The organism is Streptomyces sp. WZ-12, from assembly GCF_028898845.1.
In the GTDB taxonomy this organism is placed as follows: Bacteria; Actinomycetota; Actinomycetes; order Streptomycetales; family Streptomycetaceae; genus Streptomyces.
The window spans coordinates 8,125,379-8,150,441 of sequence record NZ_CP118574.1 but is presented as its reverse complement, the minus strand read 5'-3'; the positions used below and the strand labels follow the sequence as shown (position 1 = coordinate 8,150,441).

At 70.0% G+C, this 25,063-nt stretch carries 26 protein-coding genes; 9 read left to right on the top strand and 17 right to left on the bottom strand.

The window, feature by feature from the left end; translation table 11 throughout:
* Window positions 1–330: 330 nt before the first annotated feature.
* Window positions 331–1,317: an AraC family transcriptional regulator gene (locus PV796_RS35755; RefSeq protein ID WP_274917901.1), complete on the bottom strand. Its 987-nt coding sequence runs from the start codon at window positions 1,315–1,317 to the stop codon at window positions 331–333.
* 550 nt (window positions 1,318–1,867) lie between these two features.
* Between PV796_RS35755 and PV796_RS35750 the strand changes: the two genes are divergently transcribed.
* Complete coding sequence (locus PV796_RS35750) at window positions 1,868–3,088, top strand: styrene monooxygenase/indole monooxygenase family protein (RefSeq protein ID WP_274917900.1); 1,221 nt, start codon at window positions 1,868–1,870, stop codon at window positions 3,086–3,088.
* Between the two features lie 69 nt (window positions 3,089–3,157).
* Window positions 3,158–4,882 (top strand): styrene monooxygenase/indole monooxygenase family protein, encoded by a 1,725-nt coding sequence (locus PV796_RS35745; RefSeq protein WP_274917899.1) that lies wholly within the window; start codon window positions 3,158–3,160, stop codon window positions 4,880–4,882.
* 140 nt (window positions 4,883–5,022) lie between these two features.
* On the opposite strand, the gene PV796_RS35740 is transcribed toward PV796_RS35745, so the two are convergent.
* The 3 genes from PV796_RS35740 to PV796_RS35730 all read right to left on the bottom strand — a co-directional run bounded on the left by PV796_RS35740 (window position 5,023) and on the right by PV796_RS35730 (window position 7,180).
* The gene (locus tag PV796_RS35740) at window positions 5,023–5,499 is read right to left on the bottom strand and encodes a hypothetical protein (RefSeq protein ID WP_274917898.1); all 477 of its coding nucleotides are present in this window, start codon (window positions 5,497–5,499) and stop codon (window positions 5,023–5,025) included.
* A 103-nt stretch (window positions 5,500–5,602) separates the two neighbouring features.
* Window positions 5,603–6,430 carry an SGNH/GDSL hydrolase family protein gene (locus PV796_RS35735; RefSeq protein ID WP_274917897.1) on the bottom strand — a complete coding sequence of 276 codons (828 nt, stop codon included), beginning with the start codon at window positions 6,428–6,430 and terminating at the stop codon, window positions 5,603–5,605.
* Window positions 6,431–6,697: 267 nt separating this feature from the next.
* Window positions 6,698–7,180: a hypothetical protein gene (locus tag PV796_RS35730; RefSeq protein WP_274917896.1), complete on the bottom strand. Its 483-nt coding sequence runs from the start codon at window positions 7,178–7,180 to the stop codon at window positions 6,698–6,700.
* Window positions 7,181–7,528: 348 nt separating this feature from the next.
* Here PV796_RS35730 and PV796_RS35725 point away from each other — a divergent pair, with 348 nt between their 5' ends.
* The 3 genes from PV796_RS35725 to PV796_RS35715 all read left to right on the top strand — a co-directional run bounded on the left by PV796_RS35725 (window position 7,529) and on the right by PV796_RS35715 (window position 10,370).
* Window positions 7,529–7,852, top strand: coding sequence for a histone-like nucleoid-structuring protein Lsr2 (locus PV796_RS35725; RefSeq protein WP_274917895.1), 324 nt, complete (start codon window positions 7,529–7,531; stop codon window positions 7,850–7,852).
* Window positions 7,853–8,493: 641 nt separating this feature from the next.
* Entirely contained in the window at window positions 8,494–9,780 is a 1,287-nt protein-coding gene (serS, locus tag PV796_RS35720) for a serine--tRNA ligase (RefSeq protein ID WP_274917894.1), read from the top strand.
* Between the two features lie 161 nt (window positions 9,781–9,941).
* Window positions 9,942–10,370, top strand: a complete 429-nt coding sequence (locus tag PV796_RS35715; RefSeq protein WP_274917893.1) for a hypothetical protein — start codon at window positions 9,942–9,944, stop codon at window positions 10,368–10,370.
* On the opposite strand, the gene PV796_RS35710 is transcribed toward PV796_RS35715, so the two are convergent.
* The 6 genes from PV796_RS35710 to PV796_RS35685 form a co-directional block, all read right to left on the bottom strand.
* Window positions 10,349–11,401 carry a hypothetical protein gene (locus tag PV796_RS35710; protein WP_274917892.1) on the bottom strand — a complete coding sequence of 351 codons (1,053 nt, stop codon included), beginning with the start codon at window positions 11,399–11,401 and terminating at the stop codon, window positions 10,349–10,351. The two genes, PV796_RS35715 and PV796_RS35710, sit on opposite strands and share 22 nt — an antisense overlap.
* The gene (locus PV796_RS35705) at window positions 11,401–11,739 is read right to left on the bottom strand and encodes a PadR family transcriptional regulator (protein WP_274917891.1); all 339 of its coding nucleotides are present in this window, start codon (window positions 11,737–11,739) and stop codon (window positions 11,401–11,403) included. The genes PV796_RS35710 and PV796_RS35705 overlap by 1 nt, the downstream gene beginning before the upstream one ends.
* 497 nt (window positions 11,740–12,236) lie before the next feature.
* Entirely contained in the window at window positions 12,237–13,433 is a 1,197-nt protein-coding gene (locus PV796_RS35700; RefSeq protein WP_274917890.1) for a M20 metallopeptidase family protein, read from the bottom strand.
* Complete coding sequence (locus PV796_RS35695) at window positions 13,430–14,806, bottom strand: MFS transporter (protein WP_274917889.1); 1,377 nt, start codon at window positions 14,804–14,806, stop codon at window positions 13,430–13,432. Before PV796_RS35695 ends, PV796_RS35700 begins: the two co-directional genes overlap by 4 nt.
* Before the next feature lie 220 nt (window positions 14,807–15,026).
* Window positions 15,027–15,983, bottom strand: coding sequence for an alpha/beta fold hydrolase (locus PV796_RS35690; RefSeq protein ID WP_274917888.1), 957 nt, complete (start codon window positions 15,981–15,983; stop codon window positions 15,027–15,029).
* Window positions 15,984–16,036: 53 nt separating this feature from the next.
* Entirely contained in the window at window positions 16,037–16,468 is a 432-nt protein-coding gene (locus PV796_RS35685; RefSeq protein WP_274917887.1) for a helix-turn-helix domain-containing protein, read from the bottom strand.
* A 289-nt stretch (window positions 16,469–16,757) separates the two neighbouring features.
* Here PV796_RS35685 and PV796_RS35680 point away from each other — a divergent pair, with 289 nt between their 5' ends.
* Complete coding sequence (locus PV796_RS35680) at window positions 16,758–17,888, top strand: helix-turn-helix transcriptional regulator (RefSeq protein WP_274917886.1); 1,131 nt, start codon at window positions 16,758–16,760, stop codon at window positions 17,886–17,888.
* 43 nt (window positions 17,889–17,931) lie between these two features.
* Here PV796_RS35680 and PV796_RS35675 read toward each other — a convergent pair whose 3' ends face one another.
* Both PV796_RS35675 and PV796_RS35670 read right to left on the bottom strand, forming a co-directional pair.
* Window positions 17,932–18,480 (bottom strand): hypothetical protein, encoded by a 549-nt coding sequence (locus PV796_RS35675; RefSeq protein WP_274917885.1) that lies wholly within the window; start codon window positions 18,478–18,480, stop codon window positions 17,932–17,934.
* A 103-nt stretch (window positions 18,481–18,583) separates the two neighbouring features.
* Window positions 18,584–18,742: a hypothetical protein gene (locus PV796_RS35670; protein WP_274917884.1), complete on the bottom strand. Its 159-nt coding sequence runs from the start codon at window positions 18,740–18,742 to the stop codon at window positions 18,584–18,586.
* A gap of 369 nt (window positions 18,743–19,111) precedes the next feature.
* Between PV796_RS35670 and PV796_RS35665 the strand changes: the two genes are divergently transcribed.
* From PV796_RS35665 to PV796_RS35655, 3 genes are all read left to right on the top strand, one after another.
* Window positions 19,112–20,350 carry an aromatic acid exporter family protein gene (locus PV796_RS35665; protein WP_274917883.1) on the top strand — a complete coding sequence of 413 codons (1,239 nt, stop codon included), beginning with the start codon at window positions 19,112–19,114 and terminating at the stop codon, window positions 20,348–20,350.
* A gap of 149 nt (window positions 20,351–20,499) precedes the next feature.
* Window positions 20,500–20,877, top strand: a complete 378-nt coding sequence (locus PV796_RS35660) for a 5-carboxymethyl-2-hydroxymuconate Delta-isomerase (RefSeq protein ID WP_274917882.1) — start codon at window positions 20,500–20,502, stop codon at window positions 20,875–20,877.
* Between the two features lie 73 nt (window positions 20,878–20,950).
* Window positions 20,951–21,232 carry an acylphosphatase gene (locus PV796_RS35655; RefSeq protein ID WP_274917881.1) on the top strand — a complete coding sequence of 94 codons (282 nt, stop codon included), beginning with the start codon at window positions 20,951–20,953 and terminating at the stop codon, window positions 21,230–21,232.
* Between the two features lie 181 nt (window positions 21,233–21,413).
* Here the strand turns inward: PV796_RS35655 and PV796_RS35650 are convergent, their stop codons facing one another.
* From PV796_RS35650 to PV796_RS35630, 5 genes are all read right to left on the bottom strand, one after another.
* The gene (locus PV796_RS35650) at window positions 21,414–22,400 is read right to left on the bottom strand and encodes an SDR family NAD(P)-dependent oxidoreductase (protein ID WP_274917880.1); all 987 of its coding nucleotides are present in this window, start codon (window positions 22,398–22,400) and stop codon (window positions 21,414–21,416) included.
* Between the two features lie 106 nt (window positions 22,401–22,506).
* Window positions 22,507–22,848 carry a DUF3040 domain-containing protein gene (locus PV796_RS35645; RefSeq protein ID WP_274917879.1) on the bottom strand — a complete coding sequence of 114 codons (342 nt, stop codon included), beginning with the start codon at window positions 22,846–22,848 and terminating at the stop codon, window positions 22,507–22,509.
* 237 nt (window positions 22,849–23,085) lie between these two features.
* Window positions 23,086–23,595, bottom strand: coding sequence for a DUF402 domain-containing protein (locus PV796_RS35640; RefSeq protein WP_274917878.1), 510 nt, complete (start codon window positions 23,593–23,595; stop codon window positions 23,086–23,088).
* Between the two features lie 237 nt (window positions 23,596–23,832).
* Window positions 23,833–24,198 carry a MiAMP1 family antimicrobial peptide gene (locus PV796_RS35635; protein ID WP_274917877.1) on the bottom strand — a complete coding sequence of 122 codons (366 nt, stop codon included), beginning with the start codon at window positions 24,196–24,198 and terminating at the stop codon, window positions 23,833–23,835.
* A 219-nt stretch (window positions 24,199–24,417) separates the two neighbouring features.
* Window positions 24,418–24,927 (bottom strand): hypothetical protein, encoded by a 510-nt coding sequence (locus tag PV796_RS35630; protein ID WP_274917876.1) that lies wholly within the window; start codon window positions 24,925–24,927, stop codon window positions 24,418–24,420.
* Window positions 24,928–25,063 lie beyond the last annotated feature (136 nt).

Here is a 25,063-nt window from a genome sequence, read left to right as displayed (position 1 = left end):
GCCGCGCCGCCCGGCCCTGTCATCCGCCGATCCCTCGCGACATGGATGTCGCGGGGGACATCGGCGTTCTCCGCTCCTGCGCCCAGGCGCCGTGACGAAGCGTGGGTGTGCGTGCGGAATTCCGCGGGCCGGCGCAGGTCAGGGAGAACTCCGCCACAACCACACCCTGACCAGTTGGCCGTCTAGTTGGCCGTCTGCCTGCCGACGCCATCGCGGTATCGGGCCCAACGAGGACGATCCGGCCCCGCGATGCGCACTGCGGTCCCGCTGTCATCCCCTCGCCCAGACGAGCCTCCGCCGGTCCTCCGCCCCCACCCATGCCCCACACCCCTACCCCCACAAAGTCTTCGACGGTGTCTCCCCGAACCGTTCGCGATATGCGACGGAGAAGCGGCCCGGGTGGAGGAAGCCCCAGCGGGAGGCGATGGTGGTGACCGTTGTGGTGCCTGGGTCGGAGGCCAGGAGTTCCTTGCGTATGCGGTCGAGGCGGACCTCGCGGAGGTAGGCGAGCGGGGTCGTGTCGAGGTGGCGACGGAAGCCCTCCTGGAGGGCCCGCACGCCGACGCCGACGCAGTCCGCGATCTCCGTGACGGTGAGCGGCTCGGCGGCGTGGCCCTCGATGATCTCCATGGCGCGGCGGACCGTGGGTGGCGCGACGCGTGGCTGCTCGCCGAGCAGTGCCGGCGTGTAGTTGTTGGGCTGGGCCATCAACAACTGGGTCATGAGCAGGGATTCGAGCTGTTTTGTGACGATGGGCTGGTTCGTCATGGTCAGGCCCTCGGGCCCCTCCGCCTCTCGGCGCATGAGGTCGACGATGTTGAGCCAGGAGCGGGCGCCCGGGGTGGTGAGGTTCATGCCGAGCGAGAAGAGGATCGGGCGGCGCACGGTGCGGCCGAGCAGGCTGCCCAGGTGCGATTCCAGGGACGACCGGTCGAACCACACGATCAGTTGCGGATTGCCGGCGCCCCAGTGCATGTCCAGCTTTCCGGTCGGAGAGGGGACGGAGGCGAGTTCGGGAGAGGAAATGATCTGCTCCCGGCCGCAGGTGATCTCGGCGTAACCGGCGAGCGGGATCTGGACGAGGAAGAAGCTCTCCAGGTCGCCCGGCGTTATCCGGACTTCCGTTCCGTAGTCGAGGTAGTACAGACCTGTCTGGTCGAAGGGTGCGCCGTGTAGCCGGGCGTCGAGCGTCGCCGAGCGTTGCGTGATGCGCAGTTCGTGCGGGCAGAAGGCGCGGCCGACCTCGGCCCGCGCTTCCCAAATGTCCGTTGTGTGGAATCGCTGATGGTTTGCGAGGGGCGGCTCTTCAGCGGGCATCTGGAACCTCCACCGCCGAGATGCGCAATCGGGACAGCAACCCGCGCGATGCGGATAGCGAGGGTGATCTTTCCATACCAAGGTTGATCACCGACCGCCGCGGGCCCGAGAAGAAACCAGGGAAGCAACAATGCACGGAGTGCCGGGCCGGGCTGCGCTCGTCACGGGCGGAGTCACGTCCAGCAGACAGCACGCACGCGAGGCGCTGCGCCCGCCACCCGCCACCGGGCCGGCGAGAGTCGACGAGGGCGCGCCTTTGCACCCCGCGGCACCCGCGCAACCGCTGCCCCAGTTCGCAGAGTCGGCCGGTCCCCTTTAGCCAGCCGGGTGCCCTAGGACCAATCCCCCGGTCCTAGGTCACCCAGCTCCCCGCGGCTGCCCGCCGGTCCCCCCTCCGGCGGGCAGCCGCATTCCTCCCCAGACCGCCCCATCCGTTGGCGCCACCCCAACACAACGTCGCCGACGCGAACGCCGGAACCAGCGCACGCCCCGCACAGCACCGCACGACGCCTCCCAAGACCGCACACCCCGACCCTCCGGAGATCCCCTCATGCGCAAGATCACCATCGTCGGAGCCGGCCAGGCCGGCCTCCAGCTCGGTATCGGCCTGATCGACCACGGTTACGACGTCACCATCGTCTCCAACCGCACCGGCGACCAGATCCGCGAGGGCCGGGTGATGTCCAGCCAGGCCATGTTCGGCACCGCGCTGGCCCACGAGCGCAACCTCGGCCTCGACTTCTGGGGCGACGCCTGCCCGTCGATCGCCGGGCTCGGCGTGAGCATCGCCAACGGCCAGGGCGGCCGGGCGCTCTCCTTCGCCGCCCGCCTTGACGCCACCGCCCACTCCATCGACCAGCGCGTCAAGATGCCGCTCTGGATGGGCGAGTTCGCGCGCCGCGGTGGCCGCCTGGAGATCCACGAGGCCGGCCTCGCGGACCTGGAGCGCTACGCCGCCGAGTCCGACCTGATGATCGTCGCGGCCGGCAAGGGCGAGATCGCCGGGCTCTTCGAGCGGGACGCCGAGCGCTCCCCGTACGACGCTCCGCAGCGCGCGCTGGCCCTGGCGTACGTCACCGGCATGGCGCCGCTGCCCGACCGCCCCGGCGTCAGCTTCAACGTCATCCCCGGCCTGGGCGAGTACTTCACCATGCCCAGCCTCACCACCAGCGGCCCCTGCGACATCATGTTCTTCGAGGGCGTTCCCGGTGGCCCGCTCGACGGCTTCGACGGGCTCGCCCCCGACGCGCAGTTGGCGAAGTTCCAGGAACTGCTGCGGGCGTACGTCCCGTGGGAGGCCGAGCGCTGCACCGATGTCGCGCTCACCGACTGGAACGGCACCCTCGCGGGCCGCTTCGCGCCGACCGTCCGCAAGCCCGTCGCCACGCTGCCCTCCGGCGCGCGGGTGCTCGGCCTCGCCGACGTCGTCGTCCTCAACGACCCGATCACCGGCCAGGGTTCCAACAACGCCTCGAAGTGCGCGGCCTCGTACCTGGCCACCATCCTGGACCACGGCGAGCGCCCCTACGACGCCGCGTTCATGGAGCTGGCCTTCGGTCGCTTCTGGGACAACGCGCAGTCCGCCACGGCCTGGACCAACGCGATGCTCGGCGCCCCGCCGCAGCACGTTCTGGAGCTCTTCGCCGCAGCGAGCGCCAACTCCCGCATCGCCGCACGCTTCGTGAACGGCTTCGACGACCCCCGCGACTTCTTCCACTGGTTCATGGACCCGGCCGCCGCGAAGAACTACCTGGCCAAAGTCACTGCCTGAGCGGCGATGATACGTACGTAAGTACCGAGGGCCGTAGCCAGAGACGGAACGAGAGCGGGTCGGCGGGGCATGAGAAGGATCGCGGTGGTCGGGGCCGGGCAGGCGGGGGCCCAACTCGCCCTGGGGCTCCAGGCACACGGCTACGACGTCACCCTGGTCACCGACCGCGACCCCGACGCGATCCGGCGCGGCCCGGTCATGTCCAGTCAGTGCATGTTCGACACCGCGCTGCAGAGCGAGCGCGCACTCGGCCTGCACCACTGGGAGGACCAGGCCCCGAACATCTCAGGCATCGCGCTCTCCCTCATCGGCCCGCACGGAACCCCCGGCATCTCCTGGCAGGCACCGCTGGAGGGGCCCGCCCACTCCGTCGACCAACGGGTCAAGTGTGCTGCCTGGATCGAGCAGTTCGCGGACGGCGGCCGCGGCGAGGTCGTGCTGCACGAGGCGGGCGTCGACGACCTGGAGTGGTACGCCCGTACGCACGATCTCGTCGTGGTCTCCACGGGCAAGGGCGAGCTGAGCCGACTCTTCCCGCGCAACCCCGAACTCTCGCCGTACGACCGACCGCGCCGCGCACTGGCTCTGACGTACGTCAGGGGAACCGCGCCGCGGGAGGCGGAATCCGCCGTCCACTACCGTCTGATCCCCGGCGTCGGCGAATACTTCTCCTTCCCCGCCCTCACCACCACCGGCCCCTGCGACATCATGGTCTTCGAGTGCGTCCCCGGCGGCCCGATGGACTGCTGGGACGACATCCGCACGCCCCAAGAGCACCTCACCCGCTCCCTGGAAATCCTCCACCGGTTCTTCCCCGACGCGTACGAGCGTTACCGGGACGCCCAACTCACCGACCCTGGCGGTGTGTTGCGCGGCCGGCTCACTCCGACCGTCCGGCATCCCGTCGCCCGCCTGGCCTCCGGCCGGCGCGTCCTCGGCATGGCCGACGCCGTCGTCCTCAACGACCCGATCACCGGCCAGGGATCGAACAACGCGGCCCAGGCAGCGACCCACTACCTCGACAGCGTCCTCCGCCACGGCGCCGCCGAGTTCACCCCGCAGTGGATGCAGCGCACCTTCGACAACTTCTGGCGCGGCTGGGCCCAATGGGCCGTCGGCTGGACCAACTCCCTGCTCTCCGAGCTGAGTCCGCACCACCGCGCACTGCTGACGGCCGCGGCCGAGATCCCCTCGGTCGCAAGCGCCCTCGCCACCGGATTCGACGACCCGCGCACCCTCTACCGCTGGTGGTTCGAGGAGGCCGAGGCACACCGCTTCCTCGCCGAGAAGCGCACCCAGCACGCCGCCCGCTTCGACGGCCGCGAACTGCGCCGCGCACTGGGCCAGTACGCCACCGGCGTGACCGTGGTGACGGCCCGCGCCCCCGACGGCCGCAACGTCGGCATGACCGCGAACTCCTTCACCTCCGTCTCCTTGGACCCACCCCTCGTCCTCTGGTGCCCCGGCAAGAACAGCCCCAGCCTCCCGGACTTCACCGACGCCTCGCACTTCGCCGTCCACGTACTGGCCGCCGACCAGCACCACCTCTCCCGCCAGTTCGCCACCCCGGCCGACGACAAGTTCCGCGGCATCCCCACCACCCCTGGCATCGCCGGCACCCCGCTCCTGGACGGCGCGGTCGCCCGCTTCCAATGCCGCACCGTCCAACGCCTCGACGCCGGCGACCACCTCATCTTCCTCGGCGAGGTCGAGCAGTACGAGGCCGACGGCGGCACCCCCTTGGTTTTCCACTCGGGCTACTACCACGTGGCAACGAAGCACCCTGATCTGTGAACGAGCGTTGCGGGGCTTCGACGGAACGCCCCTCCCCAAGGGCTCCTACGCGTTCCACTCCCCTTACGGCGTCGACCAACCTCCACGCCACTCAATGAGTGGCTCGACCGGCTCGACCGCCAGGCAGTCAACTCTCACCATCAAGCGAGTCCCCTGTGCATGCGCACCGTTCCCGCATAGTCACAGAGAACGTCATCCAGGAAGAGCGCATCGGGATACGCCAGCGGCTTCCCCACACTCCACGCCCCACCCGCACCGCACAGAACCTCAAGGTCCCCAACGGCTTTCCGCAGAGCGCTCTCCACATTGATCGACGCATTCACGACCTCTTGCGGAGCCTCCAGGTCCTGCTGCAGCGCCAAGTCCCCCAACACATCCAAGAGTCGATGCGCCTCGCCCGCGATCTCCCGCGCCTCGGCGGCACGGTCAGGCGTCCACTCCTGCTCAATCTGCGCCCACCACTCATGAAGGCACTGGCGAACCGCCTGAGCCCCACGGAGGAAGTTCCGAAACACATCGCCATGGAGCTGCACCTCACCAACGGTGAGCTGCCCTCGAAGGGTCCCGATCTGGACAGCGTTGTTGATGCTTCCGCCGCTTACCTCATTCGTTGCCACCTGGTGAGCCTACGGCGTCGTCGCACGCGGTGATCTTGGCAGGCCGCTTCTGGCCGATCGGAGCGACGGCAGGGCGGCAAGGCAGCAAGGTAACGCGACGAGGTCAGGGCCTTGATGCCGCTCCCAGGGCGGGAAGGTAGCCCTTGCGCTGGCCTTGCGCGGTGGGGTGGTACGACACGTCGGCGGTGAGCAGTGACGGGGGATTGATCCAGGAGTCGGCGGAGCAGACCCCGTGTCCGGCAAATGCCGGCCGAACGTCGGCGAAGACGGCGCCCTTGTGCGCCCGCGCGCGGCCAGCGATGACGCGATCGAGGTGGTCGGCCGCCGCGTTGAGCGCTGTCTGGCTCCTCCGTGTCACCATCCCGGCGGCGCAGGCCCGGTCGGCATACAGGTGTGGATAGCCGAGCACGACCACACGGGCATGGGGTGCGGCCTTCGTGACGCTCTGCAGGAGCCCGTCATACGTACCCGGCAGCACGTGGTCCATGGTCCGTTCGGCGCGGGCGACGGTCGCCAGGCAGGCGTTCTCACCCCTCGTCACGCAGGTCTTCATCACGTCGGCGAAGCCGATGTCGTTCCCGCCGACCGTGAGGCTCACCAGTGCCGTGCGAGAGCTGAGGCCGGAGAGTTGGGAGGTGATGACGTCGTGGGCCCTCGCGCCCGAACAAGCGGCGAAGTCGAACGGTTCACCGCGGTGGGCGGCGGCCCACAACGCGGGGTACGCGTGAGCGGCGCGGCGGCATTTACCGCTGGACGCACCAGCACCAACGCCCGAAGCAAACGAATCGCCCAGGGCCGCGTATCCACCTTGGCGGGTCTCAACAGGCGGCTTGCTGTCGGCGGAGGCGGATGTGGCGGCCCCGGCCAGGAGAAGGGACAACGGACATGCGAGCACCGCTGCAATACGACGGCGCCATGTGGTTCGCCTCATGTCTCAGCCAACGACGAGGGCACGCGGAAGTCACGGCGCATGTCGATTATCAGAACCCGGACGGACCATCGGCACTGCCACGCGTCGAACAGGCCGGGCGGACGCCCTTCGCTCGCCCGGGGTGATCGATTCCACCCCCGTGCCCGCCTGGCCGAGTCCGGCCTGACCAGCCCCACCGTCGTCGCCCCATTCGCACCACCACAACTGGCCCGAGACTCCACGTAGTTGGAGTCACACTCTTGCCTGTGTGCAACGGTGCCACCCCAGTCAACCGTCCCAGGCGTACACCCGCACCGGGTCGAGATGCAGCTCGTGCGGCCCCATACAGTCCGCGACGAGGGTTGCGATGAGGGTCCCGCAGGTGCAGGCCATGTTGCGACCTCCGGTGCCCAATGGACCGCAACAACCCCAATGTCGTCGGTCGGCACCGGTCACGGTCAGGATCGGGAGATCTTCCGGGTGAACGATCGCAGAGTCCTTGGGGCCCGCGGAGACCGCATTGCCCCATGCCGCCGGCATCATCAGCGACCGGTCGCCCACCGAGTGCGGGCGCTCGTCCCCGGCGGATTCGAAGGGAGCTCCCCAGGGTTCCGGGTCAATCGCGTAATGCCCCCGCGGCACCGTCGACGGCGCCAGGAAGGTCTTCTTGTCTCGGTCCTTGTCGTCCACGGAGACCTCCGGAACGGCAGGCAGCCGCCGCAGTTCCGGCGTGAGTTGCACGGCGCACTTCGCGCAGTAGAAGACCGTCATGCCCCTATTTCTACCTGTTGCCCGCGCATCGGCACAGTCGGTTTTCTCTGCGGCTCCCCGCTACCACGAAGCTCGCGGTCGCCGAGGAGATGTCGCCCTCAGATCAGGTGCGCCGCACGCTCGGCACGGCGACCAAAAATGATTAATTCTGCCAACAAACTCTCCGCTTGGAGAGCGACAGGGGAACTCGGCGCCGAGCCAACCTACATAAAGCGGCGCATTGCGGCACCTGCGGGTCAACGGGCACTCCTCCAACTCGGCTACAGAGCCCGGGGTCATGACGCCTCTTCCGCTCGACCCACGCAGGGAGGCGTCAAAGCACCTTACGACGTCTTCTATAGTTTCTGCATGGCTCAGAAAGTAGTAACCATCGTCACGGACGACCTCACGGGCGAGGAAAGCTCGGAGGCCGCCACTCATCGTTTCGGCCTCGACGGCGTCGAATATGAAATTGACCTGGCACCCGACAGTTACGACCAGCTGCTGGAGGCTCTTGCACCGTTCACGCGGTCTGGACGACGGGTCGGCAAGTCCCGCAAGGGCCAGAAGACCGTGGCGCGACGCGATGACAGCGCGGCCGTGCGCGCTTGGGCGCGGGAGGCGGGTTACGAGGTCTCTGAGCGCGGCCGCGTGCCGGCCGACGTTCGCGAGGCGTACGACAAGGCCCACTGACCTGCTCGCCCCGGGGGCCTTTCACCGCGAAAGGCCCCCGAATCGACATCCGGGGCAGCGCTAACCCCGACGGCGTGCCGGCCGTTGTTGAGGAAGTCACCCGTCAATCGGCGGCCTCGCCGTACCGGTCGGCCGGCCATAGTGCTGCTGAAATGCGGCCGAGGCTGCGGACAACGCCGAGCCCGGACGAAGGCGCGGACTCGGCTCTGCGTAACGCCATACCCCATGTCGCCCTGTGCCCCGCCGGCCGGGCCCTGGCCACCGTTCGTCGCCAAGGTCGTACAGAGGGCGAAAACACCGTGGGCCGAAAATTCGCTGGCATCGCGCGAAAGCAGCCCCTTATTCTCAGCCGTAACGCGATGACGGAGACAAGTAGCCCGGATCCCGCGAGCCGAGAGAGCCGCCAGATGCTGTGACGGCGGCCTCGCGTCCCGGAGTGAATCCCCTCCTGAGTGCGAGGAGGAACGGTCCCGAAGTGTGGCCCGATGCCTCGCCGGCCAACCCCCGTCACAGGGTTGTGAACGAGGCCGCCACGCTACTGGCGGCGAAGGCGCGGTGGCACCGCGAGTTGCCCCTTCTCGCCCGCGCCCCCAAGGGATCACGCCCTCGTTGAGGGCCTGGTCGAACGGGAGAACCAGCCGATGCTGGACATCAACCTGATCCGCACCCAACCCGAGTACGTGCGTGCGGCGTTGGCCAAACGCGCCGTCCACCTCGACGTCGATGCCTTCCTCCGCCTGGACCACGAGTTGCGTGAGGTGCGCCGGGAGGTGGAGCGGCTGCGCGGCGAACGGAACGCGATCTCGGGTGAGATCGCTCGCAGGCAGCGCGCCGGTGCGGCCGTGGAGGACGTGCACGCCCAAGCCAAGCTGCTCATCGGGCAGTTGGGCGAAACCGAACAGCGACTGCGGGGGTTGGAAGAGGCCCATCGGGCTTTCCTGGAACCGTTGCCCAACGTTCCCGACGACGACGTGCCGGCCGGCGGCAAGGAGAACAACCACGTCGTTCACACCGTCGGTCAGCCGCCCCGGTTCGCCTTCCCGCCCAAGGACCACGTCGAGCTGGCCGACGAGCTCGGGCTCGTCGATCACCGGCGCGGCGCCAAGCTCGCGGGCAGCGGGTACTGGGTCTACCGCGGCAACGGCGCGCTGCTGGAGTGGGCGCTGCTCAACTACTTCATCGAGGCGCACGTCCGCGACGGCTACGAGTTCGTGCTGCCGCCGCACGTTCTGACGTACGAAGCGGGTTACGCGGCCGGGCAGTTCCCGAAGTTCGCCGATGAGGTGTTCACCGTAGAGGGCGACGAACGCGGCCCGGGGAGGTTTCTGCTGCCGACCGCGGAGACCGCGTTGGCCAGCCTCCATCGCGACGAGACGCTGCCGGAGGCCGAGCTGCCCAAGCGGTACTTCGCCTACACTCCGAGCTACCGCAAGGAGGCCGGCGCCCACCGGGCCGCGGATCGCGGGACGTTGCGCGGGCACCAGTTCAACAAGGTCGAGATGTTCCAGTTCACGACACCCGACCAGGCACAGGCCGCGTACGACGAGCTCCTCGGCAAGGCCGAGCGTCTGGTTGCGGGACTGGGCCTGCACTACCGGGTCAGCCGCCTGGCGGCGGGCGACATGAGCGGCGCGATGGCGAGGACCTTCGACGTCGAGGTGTGGTTGCCGAGCCTCGCCGCGTACGTCGAGGTCAGCTCAGTGTCGAACGCCCACGACTACCAGGCCCGACGCGGCAACATCCGCTACCTGCCCCGTCAAGGCAAGTCGGCCTACGTCCACACCCTCAACGCCTCGGGCCTCGCCACGAGCCGTCTCCTGCCGGCCATCCTGGAACAACACCAGCGGCCAGACGGCACGGTTCCGGTGCCGGAGGCGCTGAGGAAGTGGATGCCGTGCGAGGTCCTGACACCGGACGCCGGACACTGACACGATCAGCCACTCCAGCCACCGCATCACGTGATGCGGTGGCTGGCTTCTCGTCGAGTGCCCCTCGTCGCGCACGTCAACTCCACACTGCGATTCCACAACCTTTACACGCGCTTGATGGTCACACCCGTGTCAGTAGTCATCTGCTCGGGAGACCGAACGTGAAGAGCACCGCCGTTGTCTTAACCACCGTGACCCTCGCTCTGTCGCTGGCTGCGTGCAGCAGTTCGGACGGCCTCAAGACCGAGAAGCCTCCCGTACTGAGCACGCCGGCGGCAACGGCTTCTGCCGGCAAGGCGATTCAGGATGTGGAGCGGGACCGGGGGATCCCGCCCAAGCCCGACGCGGCAACGCAGGCGAAGTACATTCGCGCGCTGAACGCCATCTCGCCGGCCATCGTCAACGGCAAGGAAGACCGGGCGGTAAGCCGCGGCCGCGACACCTTCGGCACGGTCCACAGCTTCCCCAACGACCACGCCAAGCAGGTGGACATCACCCGCCAACGGTTCAGCGGTGCGACCGAGTTCAGCGCCGCGCAGGCCGAGCAGATCCTCACCGCAATACGGACTCACCTCTGTCTGAAAAAGTGACTCAACTGTCGTTGCTGACGGCAATCCCGGAAGCGCACCGCGGCGTAGCCCAGGGAGAACGCCACGGCGACCGCCGCGCACCAGAAGCCGAACGAGGTGACATCTGCCGTGCGCAGCACATCGAAGTTCGCCACCGCGACGGCTGCCGCGAACGCCCCTGCCAGGTAAGCCTTGTGACGCTCCGTCCATTTCGTTCGACGGGGGCCGCCGGCGAGCCGGGCCGCATACGTCTCCACGTCCCCGAACTCCTCCTGCGCCGTCAGGTCCGGTGCGCTCGCCAGGTGGGAACGCGCCTCAGCCACATGTTCCCCGGCCTGGCGCGCCGGGAGGCTGTGCCGCCCCCGGAGCAACCCGTCCAGTTGTCGCAGCCACTGTGCGTCGTCCTCGGCCCGCTGCCGGGTGAACCACGTGTCTGCCGTGGCGTCCGGCAAGCGATACGCGCCGACCATCACGGCGGCTGATGCGGCCACCAACACGGGCATCGGTAGCGAGAAAAGTACGTGCCGCGGGAGCATGGTGAAAGCGGCGAACCCGGCTGCGACCATGGCCACCGCCGCACCCCCGCACACGAGGGCGGCTTGCACGCGCCCAGCGGCACGCAACGCCTCAACGAGGCACAGGACCACGGCGCATGTAGCCAGGGCGCCGACTCCCACGAGTGACGCTGCCGACACATCGGCCCACAAGCCGCCGCGCACCCAGTACACGACGGACACCGTCATGGCCACGAAGCCCGCCGCCACGACGGTGCCGGTGAGCCGTTCACCGGGGGTTGTGCCGTCTACATTCCTCTTGCTCGCGTGCGTCTCGTCGATGCGGTCGGCCGCAACGCAGGCCGCGTACTGCCGCGGTTCACCGAACAGGTCGCCTGCCGGTTGGCCTGTCTCAGTCACTGCCTCGTAGACCTCGGACAACACCTGGTTCGCCAGTCCCTTGGGGGGATGGAACTTCGTGATGAAGTGAAGTTCGAAGGCGGCAGCCCACCTCTCGTCCTCCTTCTGTGCCCACCGGATCTCTGCTGTCGCCGTCATCAACTCTTCCCCTCTGCCAGCGCCGTGACGATGGCCCTGAAGTCCCCCCACGCCCTGCGCTGGCCCTCAAGATGAGCCCGCCCCTGCTCGGTGATGGCGTAGTACTTGCGCCCCGGGCCGCTCTCGCCGGCCGCCCACTGCGCCTCCACCGCGCCCTCCTCCGCGAGGCGGGTCAGCGCGGGGTAGAGCGTGGCGGGTTTGACGGTGTCGAGGCCCGCCTCTGCCAGTCGATTGAGCAACGCGTAGCCGTAGCTCGGCCCTTCGGACTCCAGGACACCGAGCAGGCAGAGCTGCAGCAGCGCCCGTACCCACGCCCCTTGAGGCGAAGTCACCGTCATCAGCCCACGCTCCTTCGCAGCCCCGAGTAGTCTGAAATTTAGAATAGTAGGAAACTTGGCGACTGTCGAAGGGGCTGCGCCGGAGATGTGACGGCCGGGCGCCGGATCCCGAAGGTGATGCGGCGCGGCTGCCTGGGCCCCGTCTCAAGAGGTCGACGCCTCAGGGCCGTTCGATGGCTACGCTCGGAGGCTCGCGGCAGGCGGGCCGCAGCGCTGGGGCAGCGGCCCGGGTTCCCAGGCAGGAGGCGGTGGCGCGGCCGGGGGAGCTTGAGCGGTACGACGTCCATGCCAGCAGGCGGCAGCAGATCAGGGATTACCTCGCCGGAACGTACCCCTATCTGGGGTGAGTTGTGGGGTCGATCGGGATGCCGATGGGGGTGTCCCGATCGGGGACGGGGTGGCGGTGCCCGGGTGGAGGGACACCCAGGCACCGCCGGGGAGGACAAGCCCGGCCACGCGCCGGGCCGGGCCCGCAGAGCGATTCAGGTGAGGTACCGCTACGCGGTCGGGCGGGTCAGCCTGCGGGTTGCCAGTTCCGCGTAGAGGGCCGTGCCGTCGGCCAGGACGGTGTCGTCGAATTCGGCGCGCGGAGAGTGGTTGTTGGGGGCGTGCTCGGGGTCGGCGCCGGCGGGTGGGGCGCCGAGGGTGAGCATGGCGCCGGGGATTTCGGCCAGGACGCGGGAGAAGTCCTCGGAGCCGTGCAGGGGGCGGGGCAGGGGCACGAAGTGCTCCTCGCCGAGGGCCTCGCGGACGGCGTGGGCCGCGAATTCGGCCTCGGTGTGGTCGTTGACGGTGACCGGGTAGAGGTGGGTGAACTCGGCGTCCACCTCGACCCCGTAGGCCGCGGCGATGCCCCGGCAGACCTCCACCGTGCCGTCCTTGAGCCGGGCCTGGGCGGCGGACGAGAAGCTGCGGACCGTGGCCTCGAAGACCGCGGTGTCCGGGATGACGTTCTGCTGGGTGCCGGCGTGGAAGGTGCCGACGGTCAGGATCACCGGGTCGAAGACGTCGAAGGTGCGGGTGATCCATGCCTGGAGCGCGGTGACCATGGCGCAGCCTGCCTGTACCGGGTCCTTGGCGCGGTGCGGCATCGAACCGTGGCCGCCGGCACCCCGGACGGTCACCCGTAGGTCGTCGGCCGCGGCCAGCGCCGGGCCGCCGCGGGTCCCGAAGACGCCGCTGGGCAGCCCCGCGGACATGACGTGGACGGCGTACGCCGCGTCGGGGCGTCGGCCGGCCGCGTCCAACAGGCCCTCCGCGAGCATGTGTCGGGCGCCGTCGAAGCCCTCCTCGCCTGGTTGGAACATGAAGACCACGTCGCCGGCGAGCTGGTCGCGGTGCGCGGAGAGGAGGGTGGCGGCGCCGGTGAGCATGGTGGTGTGCAGGTCGTGGCCGCAGGCGTGCATCCGTCCGTTGTCGGCGGCGAAGTCCAGGCCGGTGCGTTCGGCGACCGGCAGGGCGTCCATGTCACCGCGGAGCAGGACGACGGGACCGGGGGCCGCCCCGCGCAGCACCGCCGTGATGGAGCTGAGTCCCTCGCCGAGGGTCAACTCCAGTGGCAGGCCGTCCAGTTCGGTGAGTACCGCCTCTTGGGTGCGGGGCAGGTCGAGGCCGACCTCGGGGATGCGGTGCAGGCTGCGGCGGAGTCGTACCAGGTCGTCGGAGAGGGCGCGGGCGTCGTCGCGGAGGTTCATGCATGCTCCTTGCGGGTTGGGGAGGTTGGGGGGCGGATGAGGTAGGTGCCGAGGAGGGAGAGGGCGGCGGCGCCGGCCGCCCACCAGGGCACCAGGGTGAGGCGGCCGGTGTTGGCGAGTGCCTGGGCCAGCAGGGGGAAGGTCCCGCCGAAGAGGCCGGTGGCCAGAGTGAACGGCACGCCCATCGCCACCACTCGCACCGCCACCGGGAACAGCCGGGCGAAGAGCACGTTCGCCAGTCCGATGGGGGCCGCGATGAGCAGCAGATAGCCGACGGTCACCAGCCACATCGGCAGCGCCCGGTGGGCCAGCGCGGTCATCAGCGGAACGGTGCCCAGGGCGAGCAGCGCCAGTCCTGCGCGCAGGGTGGGCAGCGCGCCGAACCGGTCGGCGAGCCGCCCGACGCCGGCCATCGCGGCGATCAGTGCGAGCAGCGGCAGCAGCATGGCCGCGGCCGAGGCGGTGTCCGAGGCGACCCCGAGTTGGGCGGCGTAGTGCGGGAGGTAGGTGGTGCCGAAGTAGTAGCCGACGGTCGCGCCGAGTGTGATCAGGAAGACGGCGAGGAGGTGGCGGGCGTGGGTGCGCAGGAGCGTCCGCCGTTCGCGGCCGGTGGGCCGGTGGGCGGCGTGCGCGGTGAACTCCGCGCTCTCCTGCGCCCCGCGCCGGATCCACAGCGCGAGCAGTCCGAGCGCGGCCGCCGCCAGGAAGCCGATCCGCCAACCTCCGCCGGTCACCCCGTCGTTGCCGAGGATGGTCAGCAGCAGGGTGAGCACGCCGAAGGAGAGGATGTTACCGACGACGACGCCGGAGTAGGACAGCGCGCTGTAGAGGAACCGCAGGGCGGGCGGCGCGGTCTCGGTGACGTACGCGGCGGCGCTGGGGTTCTCGCCGCCCATCGACAGGCCCTGGACGAGCCGCAGTCCCACCAGGAGCACCGGTGCCGCCGCGCCGACCGTCCCGGCCGTCGGGAGGGCCGCGATCAGCGCGCTCGCCGCGGAGATCACGGCCATGCTGAGGGTCAGGCCGAAGCGGCGACCGCGGGCGTCGGCGATCCGGCCCATCAGGTACGAGCCCAGGGGGCGGACGACGAAGCCGACGGCGAAGCCTAGGTAGGCGCCGAGCAGTTGGGCCACCGGGTCGTCGCCGGGGAACACCTGCGCGGCGAAGAACGGCGCCAGTACGGCGTAGACCGTCCAGTCGAAGGATTCGACGACCCCGCCGACGGTCGCCGCGAGGAGCGCGCGACGACTCTGGCGGGCGTCGTTGCCGCCCTCTCCCCCACCGCCGGGCGTCGGCGGGGACGGCGCCGCGCGGCCACCCGCGAGCGGGCAACCGGCGTTCCCTTCGGCGGTCTTGGCGCGCGGCTGGTCCATGCGCAGCAGATGTCCCCGTCGACGCCCCGGCAAACCGCCGGTGATCGAACGCCCGCCCACTGCCCGTCAGTCGGTCGCGGATGCTCTGCCCCGACCCCGACCCCGACGCCGATGTCGATGCCCATCCCGATGTCGATGCCGATCGCTCGGCGCGGATGGCACGGTCACCGTATGTCTCGGAGCACCAAGCCACCAGCGGGGGCGGGGCGCGCCCGCACCGTCAACTGCGGAGGAAATCAAGGACGGTGGCGGTCTGGCCGAGCAGCGCGTGGCCGTGTTCGGGCAGGAGGCGCACCTGCGCGTGCGGTACGCAGGCGCGCATCCGTCGGGCGGTCCCCGCGGAGTCGAAGAGGACGTCGCGGCCCCCGACGATCGTCAGTACCGGCATGGCCAGCCGTCCCAACTCCGCGTCGGAGAAGGTCGGGAGTCGTTCCATGCGCGGTGTGAAGTGGGTGAAGGTCAGGACGACGGTGTCGAGCACGGGCGCGAACTCCCGCGCGTCCAGGCCCGTTCCCTTCTGCGCCGAACGCCGCACTCCCCTCGGGCCGAGGGCTCGTAGCAGCAGTGCCTTCACCAGCCAGCCCGTGCGCTGCCGTCCCACGCCGCCGGGGCAGAGCAGCGCCAGTCGCGTCACCCGCTCCGGTCGACGGTTCGCGTAGTCCAGCGCCAGCCACCCGCCGAGCGATGTCGCCACCACGGCCGCCTCGTCGACGCCGAGGGCGGCCAACACGTCGTCCAGCCAGTCCGCATGGCCCTCGGAGGCCAGCGGCAGGCGGGTGGGGGCGCTGTAGCCGGGCTCGCCGATGAGGTCCACGGCGTAGGTGCGGAAGTGCCTGGACCAGGCCGTGATGTCGTCGCGCCACATCGAGGCGTTCGCACCCGAGCCGTGCAGCAGCAGGACGGGCGGTGCGTCCGCCGGCCCGGTGACGACGACGAAGGTCTCTCCGTGCCGGGTCGGCACCCGCACCTGCTCCGCCGGCACCGGCCAGCCGTCCAGCACCTCTTGGTACCGGCCCAGGATCGCCGCCGCCCCGGCCTCGGAGTCGTAGAGGTTGCTCGCCCCCGCCGGGGTTCCCGCGGTTGTTCGGGTGGACGTTTCCGTGGACGTGCCCGTCGGCGCTCCCGTGGACGTTGCCCTCGCTTGTGTCGTCGTTTGTGTCGTCGCTTGGCTTGTCATCGCTTGGCTTGTCGCCGGTGGTCTCGTCGTTGCGTTCTTCTCTGCGCGCGTACTCATGACGCGAGCACCCCCTCTATGCATTCCAACAGCCGGGCCGTGTCGGCCAGTCCGCCGAGGACGATGACCTTCATCCGGGCCCGTTCCTTGTCGTAGACCGTCTCGATCCGCAGCGACCGGGAGCCAGGGCCCCGGTCGGCGGCCGCGGCCATCAGCATCGTGCTCAGGCGGTCGACCACGGCGCGGTCGATGTCCTCGATCTCGACGATGGTCGACGCCTCACTGTGGCCCGGCCGCCCGGCAGTTGCGCCGTCGGACGCGGGGACCGGGCGACCGGTGAAGGTCTCCAGGTCCTCGTGGGCGATGCGGTACTGCTTGCCGATCCGGACCGCGGGGAGCCGCCCGTCGCGGACGTAGTTCCGCACGGTGCGGACATGCAGCTCCAACCAGGAGGCCACCTGCTCCACGGTGTAGAAACGATCGCTCATGAAAATACCTTAACCTTCCTCATCTTCAAGATGAATAGGGAAGGTTGAGGAAAATAGGGAAGTTGGGTGGGCGTAGGGGGGAGGTAGGGGTGTCATACCCAATGGTTATGAGCCCGATGATGAACGTGTCTTGGACAGGCGCATATCGGACTGTGCATAGTCAAGTTCCGGCGCCCCATCCGACACGTCGGTGGGGCCGGGCGCAGGTCCGGTGACGGACGAGGCGGGCGGGAGCGGGGCGATCACGCACTCCCTCCACCTGCGCCGGACAACGGAAGAGGAGCTGTGGATGGGCCAGCAGATCGGTGATGATGTGCTCGCCACCGGGCATCGGCTCGACGCCGTCGAGGTCGCCGTCTACCGGTGGGTGGCCCAGCATGGTTGCCTGGCGACCGCCCAGTTGGCGCAGGCGGAGGAGCTGTCCGAGGAGCAGATCCAGCGGGCCGTCGAGAGGTTGGAACGGCTCGGACTGATACAGCCCGACGCGGACGAGGACGGCCGACTGTGGGCCGTCGATCCCCACCTCGTCGCGGCGGTTGTCACCGGCCCCCTGAAGGAGTCCATCCGACAGCAGCAGACCCAACTGCGCACCGTGCACGACCAGTTCGCCCGGCTCGCCGAGTACTACGGCGACGGACTACGGAGCGCGCCCTCGGACCTGTCCACGATCCCCGGCCCCACCGAGGTGCGGGCCGCGCTGAACCGGGCCGCCGACGAGTGCCGGGAGGAGATGCTGACCGTCCAGCCCGGCGGGACCCGACGCCCCGAGGTGCTCAAGGAAGCCCTGGCCCGGGACACCGAGTTGCTGCGGCGCGGGGTCACCATCCGCACGCTGTACCACCACACCGCCCGCTTCAACAGCCCCAGCCAGGCATACGTGGCCACGGTCAGCGCGATGGGGGCGGAGTACCGCACCGCGCACCAACTGTTCGGCCGGGCCATCATCTTCGACCGGAAACTGGCCTTCCTCCCCGACCACCGGGGCACCTGGGGCGCGGTGGTGATCCGGCAGCCGTCCGTGGTCCACTTCCTGTGCAACCTCTTCGAGCAGTCCTGGGCCCTGGCCCAACCCTTCTCCGACGCCGCCGAGGACGGACTGGAGTCCGTCGCCAAGGACCTCGACCGGACCATCCTGCGGCTGCTCGCGGCCGGGGTGAAGGACGAGACGATCGCGCGCCGACTGGGCATGTCGCTGCGGACGGTGCGTCGCCATATCGCCGACATCATGCAGATGTTGGGGGCGGAGAGCCGATTCCAGGCCGGGGTGGCGGCGGCGACCCGAGGGCTGCTGTCGGCGGACGAGCCCCGGCCGGACGTCCCGGAGACGGACGCCCGGGCAACGGCCTTCCAGGCAACGGAAACCCAGGCAGTGGATGGCCCGACGGCGGAGGTGTCTGCCCGCGACGGCGTCGCCGTCTGAACCGTCCGAGACCGGCACCCCTCGGCCCCTCCCGCCAAACCCCTCAGTCCTCCTCCCCAAGGACGAGTACCACCAGGACCGTTGGGGTGTGCACGTCCGACACCTCGTAGACGTGGCCGGCCGGTACGTAGAGCGACTCGCCCTCCCGCAACCGTAGGTCCGGCGCCGCGCACTCGGCGCCCGTGAGCGACCACAGGCGCAACCGGCAGGCACCCTCGGCGACGCTCAGGGTCACCTCGTCCTCGCCGAAGCCGACCCGGTCGCTGCCCCCTCCCGCGGGCAGCACGTGGTAGTACGCCCGCACGGAACAGCCGAGGTTCCGGCCGAGGGCGGCGACGAGCGGCGCGGCCTCCGGGCCGGCGGCGACCGGGGCACCGGACGCCGGCACGCCAGACACGGGGACGCCCGGCCCGGGTATGCCAGACATCCACGACAGGCGGTCCAACAGCCATACGTGGTACAGCAGGAGGAGGTGTTCGTCGGCCTCGGTCCACAGGAGGGCGGCCCCCTTGTCCCCGTAAGTGGCCACACAGAGCGCGAGTTCGTCGACGAATGACTGGAGGACCGGGGGGAGCCGGCTTTTCTCAGACACCTTTCCTCCGATGGTGCGGACGGCTCGGGCAAGCGGACGGCTCGGGACGGCGGATGCGTTGGGGCGGCGGATGAGGTGGGCGGACGCCACGGTCCGAGGTGTGTCAGCCCCAGCCGCTGTCCCCGCCCGACTGGCCGGCGGTCGGGTGGGCGGCAGCGACCTCGGAGCCCCGGCCGGTGTGGGCGGTCGTTCGCACGGCGGCCGGGCCGGTGGCCAGCGCGAGGCCGAGCAGCGCGATACCGAGTAGCTGAAGGGACTTCATCGGACCTCCTGAGCGGGCGTGGAGAGGTGTGGGGAGGTGCGGCGCAGCAGCGTTGTCGTGCGGGGGAGTTGCCCTTCCAGGGTGAGCACCCGGAGGCACCCCCGCCACGTCATTGGCTCGTCATCAACCTGCCCGGCGCCAAAGCGACAGGGGGAGGAGACGGGCGAAATTCAAACGAAACGGAAACGTCGGCTGCGAAACAGACAGGCCCGCCGCGTAACACCGTGCAGCAGACCGATGACGCAGCGGCGAAGGCCACCAAAGCGCACACACTTCAACTCGGGGCCCCCATGACCCCGTGCCCCCACGACTCCATACCGATCACCGCTCGGATGTTGTTCCCGGCAAATCGAGGGAAAGGGACAAAGAGTGCGTGACGTTACCGACCCCCTGTTGAATCTCGTCCGGCGGCACACCGAGCCGGTGGTCGCCCAGACGCTGCGCTCCACCATCGCCGCGGTGATCTCCTACGTCGTCGCGCTGCTGCTGAGCAGCGAGCCGGCGCCGCTGACCGCACCCCTGACCGCGCTCCTCGTCGTCCAAGTCACCCTCTACACCACGTTGACCACCGGTGTGCGCAGGGTGAACTCGGTGGTGGTGGGCGTGGTCATCGCGATCGGCTTCAGCGCCCTGGTCGGCCTGACCTGGTGGAGCCTGGGGTTGATCATCCTGGCGTCGCTGGTGGTGGGGCGGTTCGTGCGGGCCGGCGAGTTCGTGCCGGAGGTGGCGATCAGCGCGATGCTGGTGCTCGGGGTGACCACGACGCAGGTGGCGGCGACCGCCTGGGACCGGGTGTTGGAAACGCTGATCGGCGCGATCGTGGGCCTGCTGTTCAACGTGCTGTTCGTGCCGCCGGTATGGGTACAGCCCGCCGGCGAGGCCATCGAGGGCCTGGCCGGACGGATGCACGATCTGCTGCTGGGCCTGGGCCAACAGGTGCGCGGCCGCACGACGGTGCCGGAGGCGGCCGAGCGACTGCACCAGGCACGGCGGCTGGACCACGACATCGTGCAGGTGGACGCGGCACTGCGGCGGGCCGAGGACAGCCTGCGGCTCAACCCCCGCGTCAAGGAGGGCCGGCTCTCCCGCGTCGTGCTGCGCACCGGACTGGACGCCCTGGAGATCTCCGCGGTGGTGCTGCGCACGGCCTGCCGCACACTGACCGACCTGGCCAAGGCACGGACCGACGAGCCGCTGTTCGCCCCGGAGACCGCCGAGGCGCTGCACGAACTCTTCGGTCACCTGGCCCGGGCGGTGGAGAGCTTCGCGGTGCTCATCACCACGCAGGTCAGCGCCAGTGCCGAGGAGGCCGAGCAGCGACTGGTGCGGGCGCTGGCCGCCAGCCGCGCCAGTCGGGAGGTGGTGGCGCACCTGCTGTTGGACGGGGTGCGGGAGCATCCGCGTCAGTGGCAGTTGCACGGTGCGCTGTTGACCGAGATCGATCGGATCCTGGACGAGTTGGACGTGGAGAAGCGGTCCCGGCGGCTCGTCGAGGAGTTGGACGATAAATCGGGCACCCAACGGGAGAAGCACCCGCTGGTGGACCGGGCGCGGGCGCGACTGCGGATCGCCCGCTCCGCAGCGGACGGCTCCGTCGGCCCGCGGTGACCCCGAACTCCCGGCCGCCCCCCGCACACGGCTTGTCCACTCAACAAAGCCCCTAGTGACCGCGGCTGTTCGGTCGATTAACGTTGCTGTCCCGAACCACCGTTCGCCCTACGCCCTCTGTGCCCCACGCCCCGGGAAGGAGACCCCACATGCCACAGATCATCGTCGACTACGACGCCTCGCTACGGGAGTTCCTCGACCGCCGACGCTTCGCCCGCGAGCTGCACGCCCTCGCCGCGAAGACCGTCGACGGCATCACCGTCGAGAGCTGCAAGACCCGCTTCCGCTGCGTCGACGACGCCGTCATCGCCCACGACGAGCCCCAACAGGCCCTGATCCACCTCGACTTCGCGATCCTGCCGGGCCGCACCGCGGAGGCCAAGGCCACGCTCGGCGAGGTGACGCTCGACCTGGTGCGCCACCACACGGCGTCCGCGACGGGCCTGACGGTGCACGCCTCCGTGGAGGTCCGCGACCTCGACTCGGCGTACCGCAAGCACGTCGCACCGGCCGGCGACCGCGGCTGACCGGCCGGCCCGCGGGGCGCGCCGGGCCCGGAGGTCGTCCCCCGGCCGCGCCCCTTCCCTTACAGTCCTGCTCATGCTGCGGAAGCGCGTGATCGTGTCCGGAACGGTGCAGGGAGTCTTCTTCAGGGACACCTGCCGCCAAACCGCCGTCGAGAGCGGCGTCTCGGGGTGGGTGCGCAACCTGCCTGGCGGGGAGGTCGAAGCGGTCTTCGAGGGTGCCGAGGAGGGCGTCGCGCGGATGGTCGACTGGGCGCACCAGGGGCCACCGGCCGCCGAGGTGACGCACGTGGAGATCCGCGACGAGGAGCCGGAACGGCTCAGCGGATTCGAGGTCCGCTCCACGCCCCGCTGGTGAGCGCGGCCGTCGGCCAGTTTGCCGACGGTGGTGGGCCACCGAACCGCACGTCCTCCCGGTGACGGTCCGGCTCCCCACCGTCGACGGCGTGGACCGGCTGGAAGCCGAACTCGCCGCCAGAATCCCCTCGTTGCACCTCGGCCCTTCGCCCCCACACGAGCAACGCGCTCAGGCAACGCGCTCAAGCACCGTCGTGCCGCCCCCGCTGGTTGAAACGGTCGGCCGCCCGTTCGTTGAGCACCCCCAACCACTCCCGCAAACGCGGTGCCGGTGCCTGGCCCTGTGCCTGGACCTCGATCCCCTCGGCCGTTCCCGGCCCGCCGCCGGTGGGCAGCAACCGGCCCGCGGCCGTGGTCAGTCGCGTCGTGGTGGCCGGCGCCAGGCCGTGGGCCACCGCGCCCAGCTTGGCCAGTGGGCTGAGAACGATGCGTGGCCGCCGGCGCTGCACGGCCGTCACGATGCGTTCCGCCGCGTGTTCGGCGTTCATGGACAGCACGGGCGCACCGGCCAGGGCCTGGAACCACGCGTACTCGCGCCGCCGGTCGCCACCGAACTGGGCGTGGAGGTGCGAGCCGGTCCGCATCAACCCGGGGTGGATCCCGGTCACCGAAACGCCGTGCGCCGACTCCTCCGCGTGCAGCCCCTCGGCCAGAACGGCAACCGATGCCTTGGCGCACGAGTACGGCAGCAGGTGCGGCACCGCCAGCAGCCCGCCCACCGACCCGATCAGCGCCAGCCTGCCGCCCGCCGGGCTGCTGCGCAGATGGGGAAGCGCGGCGAACGCGGTGTTCAACGTGCCGTTGAAGATCGCGTCCATCGCGTCGTGGAACCCCTCCGTGCCGAGCGCGTCGGCCGGCCCCACCTGAATGATGCCGGCATTGGCGAAGACGATGTCCAGGCGGCCGTTGTCGTCGACGACCTCATCGATGCGCTCCCGCACCGCGGCCTTGTCCCGCACGTCGCAGATCACACCGCGTACGGAACCCACGGTCGACGGCGTGAGCCGGCCGACCGCCCGGTGCAGCTCGTCCCCGTCACGGGCGAACAGCACGACATCGCAACCGCGGACCATCAGCTCCCTGGCCATGAGAAAACCCAGTCCGCGCGAGCCACCCGTGACCACCGCGGTGAGCCCCTCGATCGACGGCGGCGCCGGAAACATCCCCATGTCGCTCCTTCCGCTGGCCGCGCGGGCGGTGGGCCGGCACACCGCGCCCGGCCCACCGCTCACGACCGATCGCTCACCGCACGGCGTTGGTGCACCGGTCCCGGGCTCAGTCCCCCGGTCCCCAGGCATGGGCGTTCCGGGGGCGCGACCACCGGCAGACGAGCCGGGCCAGGCAGGCCAGCGCCAGTCCCCAGACCGACGCGCACACCGACACCATGGCCGCCGCAACGGCCGTGCCGGCCTTGGCCAACAGGCCCCGGAACATGGCTCCCACCGAGTGGGCAGCACCCGGTTCACCGTCGAGCCGCGTGGCGGACGACGGTTGCGGCCCCGGAGCGTCCCAACACATGGCCGTCAGACGGCGGTCCAGCGCGGCGTCCTCCGCGCTCAGGTCCTGTTCGATCTGTGCCAGGAGAAAAAGCTCCCGGCGGGAGAGTGCCTCGGTCATTGCGGTACGCCTCCCTACGAACGCGCCCACGTCTTCCGCCTCCCTCCCACTTTGATCCCGCCCCGCCGCCCAGGCAATCGCACCCGGACCGCGCCCCAACACCGGCCCCGCCGCCCCACGCCCAGGCACAACCCCACCGATCCGGCAAGTCGGCCCGTGACCAGCCCGCATCCCCCAGGCAGCAGGTCAACAGCCAGCAGGTCAACAGCCGGCGCCGGGCGCGCTCGCAGCACAGGCTCACAGCGTGCGCAAGTTCCCACCCCGGGCAAGCTCTTCGAGCCTGTCCAAGGCACGCCGTGCCTGGGCCGCCGCGTCCGGATCGCGCGCCTCGATCCCGCTCCGCGCGAATTCGTCCTCGTCCAGCCGGAGCACGCGCGCACCGTCGGCCGACTGCCACAGATCCAGGTCCAGGTCCTCGACCTCGATGCCGTCGGCCCCGACCCGCGCCGGGCGCATCACATCGCAGTACCAGCCCTTGACCGTGCCGTCGGCGTCCCGTACCTCCTTGACCGCGTACCAACGGTCACGCCAGTAGTGCTCGGTGAAGACATCGCCCGGCTCGAACCGCACGAACCCGAAGTCCCGGACCGTGGGTCTCGCCCACCGCGCCCGCACCACGGCGCGCGTCCCGTCGTCGCGCACGACGGTCGCGGGATACCGCACCTTCGTCCGCCCCGCCTTCACCAACCTGACGCTCACGTCACTGCCCACCACCAACGCCGCCGCTCCGGTCGTCACAGTCCCCATGCCTCTCTCCTCGCGGGGGCCGCCCACGGCAGCCACCCCGCCCCCAACGGCCGTACGCCGAACGCACCTTCTCCCGCACCGAGGCGACCGGACCACTCAATTTCCTTACGACTCCGAGGAGTTGCCGCACAGATGGGGCAAGACGCCTCGGGCCACGTCACAAGGACATGGCCCGAGGAACTGAGGAGCTGAGGAGCTGAGGAACAACTCACGAGCCTGGGTCAGTGGACGACTGGGTCAGCAGACGATGTACATGCTCCGCCAGCCGAACGGAGTGGACTGTTCCGCGCCGCGGTTGCTGCGGAGGACGGTGTGGACCGCGTCGCGTCCGTCGGCCGCGTTGTGCATACGGCCGTCCTGCCCCCGAGGGATCCACCGGTAGGAGCCGTGGAACGGGATGCCGTGGAATCCACAGCCGTTGATGTCTTGAGACCGCCCCGAGAAACTTGTCCCTTCGTAGGCGACGAACGACGAGGTCATGCCGTACGTGCGGGGCTCGGCCGCGGTCGCCGGAGCCGCCGTGAGGCCGCCGAACGTCACTATCGCCGCCAGTCCCGCCCCGACGCGGCGGACGAACGTCGAGCTGAGCAGGGAACTGCGCATGGAACTTCCCCCTCCGTTGAGAACCGCGCGCTGAACGCGCAGGTGCCTTGAACCCGGCACACAGCTTTGATGGTTGCCCCCGCCCGCTCCGCCTCCATGCACCGCCCCTGGGGCGCGATGGTGCGCAGCAGGCGCATTCCTCAGCGCCCGCCCCTCAACAACGAACGAGCCAACGAACAGGCAAACGAACATGCCCATGACGTCCCGCCGGCGTCCCGTCTACCACTCCTCCCGCAAACGTGCCCAGGTGTGGGTGTCAAGGCAGTCGTGTGGGCCGATGCGGGAGAGCTCGGTGCCCTCGTGACCGAGGGCCACGAGGACGGGACGTGCCGCGCGGCTGGCGGGGCGGGACGCCCAGACGGCGAGGAGCTTGCGCCGCTCGGGAGCGACGATCCGGCGGTCGCCGACGAGAAGGTGCCTGACGTCCGGCCCCAGGTGGACTTCAACGCAGCCGATCCATGGGGCCCTGCCCATGGAGTGTGCCGGGTCGAGGTCACGGGTGAGGCTCAGTACTCCCCCGCCGCCGCGGACCTCGATCACCTCGACATCGGCAGGGTCGTCCACCGACCCACTACTGCTCTCCGCACCTCCCACGCACCGCCACTGCTCCTCGTACCACTCCAGGAGCACGGTGTACTCACACACCCGCGCGGACTTCGGACGCCACAGGGCCCAGACCGCCGCGACACCGGCGCCGGTGTCGACATCGACCGAAACGACCGTCAGCACGCGCCGCGGCATCCACCGCGGCTGCGGATCCGCACCCTCCACCACGCGCCTCACCACGCCCGGCAGAAGGTGCTCCACCCACCGCCCCACCCACAAGCCCTCTCCCCACGCCCGCATACGCCTGCCGTACCCGGTA

Excerpts from the sequence above, each read along its gene's own strand:
- PV796_RS35755 (WP_274917901.1), bottom strand. The coding sequence starts at position 1,317 with ATGCCCGCTGAAGAGCCGCCCCTCGCAAACCATCAGCGATTCCACACA.
- PV796_RS35750 (WP_274917900.1), top strand. The coding sequence starts at position 1,868 with ATGCGCAAGATCACCATCGTCGGAGCCGGCCAGGCCGGCCTCCAGCTC.
- PV796_RS35745 (WP_274917899.1), top strand. The coding sequence starts at position 3,158 with ATGAGAAGGATCGCGGTGGTCGGGGCCGGGCAGGCGGGGGCCCAACTC.
- PV796_RS35735 (WP_274917897.1), bottom strand. The coding sequence starts at position 6,430 with ATGAGGCGAACCACATGGCGCCGTCGTATTGCAGCGGTGCTCGCATGT.
- PV796_RS35730 (WP_274917896.1), bottom strand. The coding sequence starts at position 7,180 with ATGACGGTCTTCTACTGCGCGAAGTGCGCCGTGCAACTCACGCCGGAA.
- PV796_RS35725 (WP_274917895.1), top strand. The coding sequence starts at position 7,529 with ATGGCTCAGAAAGTAGTAACCATCGTCACGGACGACCTCACGGGCGAG.
- serS (WP_274917894.1), top strand. The coding sequence starts at position 8,494 with ATGCTGGACATCAACCTGATCCGCACCCAACCCGAGTACGTGCGTGCG.
- PV796_RS35710 (WP_274917892.1), bottom strand. The coding sequence starts at position 11,401 with ATGACGGCGACAGCAGAGATCCGGTGGGCACAGAAGGAGGACGAGAGG.
- PV796_RS35705 (WP_274917891.1), bottom strand. The coding sequence starts at position 11,739 with ATGACGGTGACTTCGCCTCAAGGGGCGTGGGTACGGGCGCTGCTGCAG.
- PV796_RS35700 (WP_274917890.1), bottom strand. The coding sequence starts at position 13,433 with ATGAACCTCCGCGACGACGCCCGCGCCCTCTCCGACGACCTGGTACGA.
- PV796_RS35695 (WP_274917889.1), bottom strand. The coding sequence starts at position 14,806 with ATGGACCAGCCGCGCGCCAAGACCGCCGAAGGGAACGCCGGTTGCCCG.
- PV796_RS35690 (WP_274917888.1), bottom strand. The coding sequence starts at position 15,983 with ATGACAAGCCAAGCGACGACACAAACGACGACACAAGCGAGGGCAACG.
- PV796_RS35685 (WP_274917887.1), bottom strand. The coding sequence starts at position 16,468 with ATGAGCGATCGTTTCTACACCGTGGAGCAGGTGGCCTCCTGGTTGGAG.
- PV796_RS35680 (WP_274917886.1), top strand. The coding sequence starts at position 16,758 with ATGGGCCAGCAGATCGGTGATGATGTGCTCGCCACCGGGCATCGGCTC.
- PV796_RS35670 (WP_274917884.1), bottom strand. The coding sequence starts at position 18,742 with ATGAAGTCCCTTCAGCTACTCGGTATCGCGCTGCTCGGCCTCGCGCTG.
- PV796_RS35660 (WP_274917882.1), top strand. The coding sequence starts at position 20,500 with ATGCCACAGATCATCGTCGACTACGACGCCTCGCTACGGGAGTTCCTC.
- PV796_RS35655 (WP_274917881.1), top strand. The coding sequence starts at position 20,951 with ATGCTGCGGAAGCGCGTGATCGTGTCCGGAACGGTGCAGGGAGTCTTC.
- PV796_RS35650 (WP_274917880.1), bottom strand. The coding sequence starts at position 22,400 with ATGGGGATGTTTCCGGCGCCGCCGTCGATCGAGGGGCTCACCGCGGTG.
- PV796_RS35645 (WP_274917879.1), bottom strand. The coding sequence starts at position 22,848 with ATGACCGAGGCACTCTCCCGCCGGGAGCTTTTTCTCCTGGCACAGATC.
- PV796_RS35640 (WP_274917878.1), bottom strand. The coding sequence starts at position 23,595 with ATGGGGACTGTGACGACCGGAGCGGCGGCGTTGGTGGTGGGCAGTGAC.
- PV796_RS35635 (WP_274917877.1), bottom strand. The coding sequence starts at position 24,198 with ATGCGCAGTTCCCTGCTCAGCTCGACGTTCGTCCGCCGCGTCGGGGCG.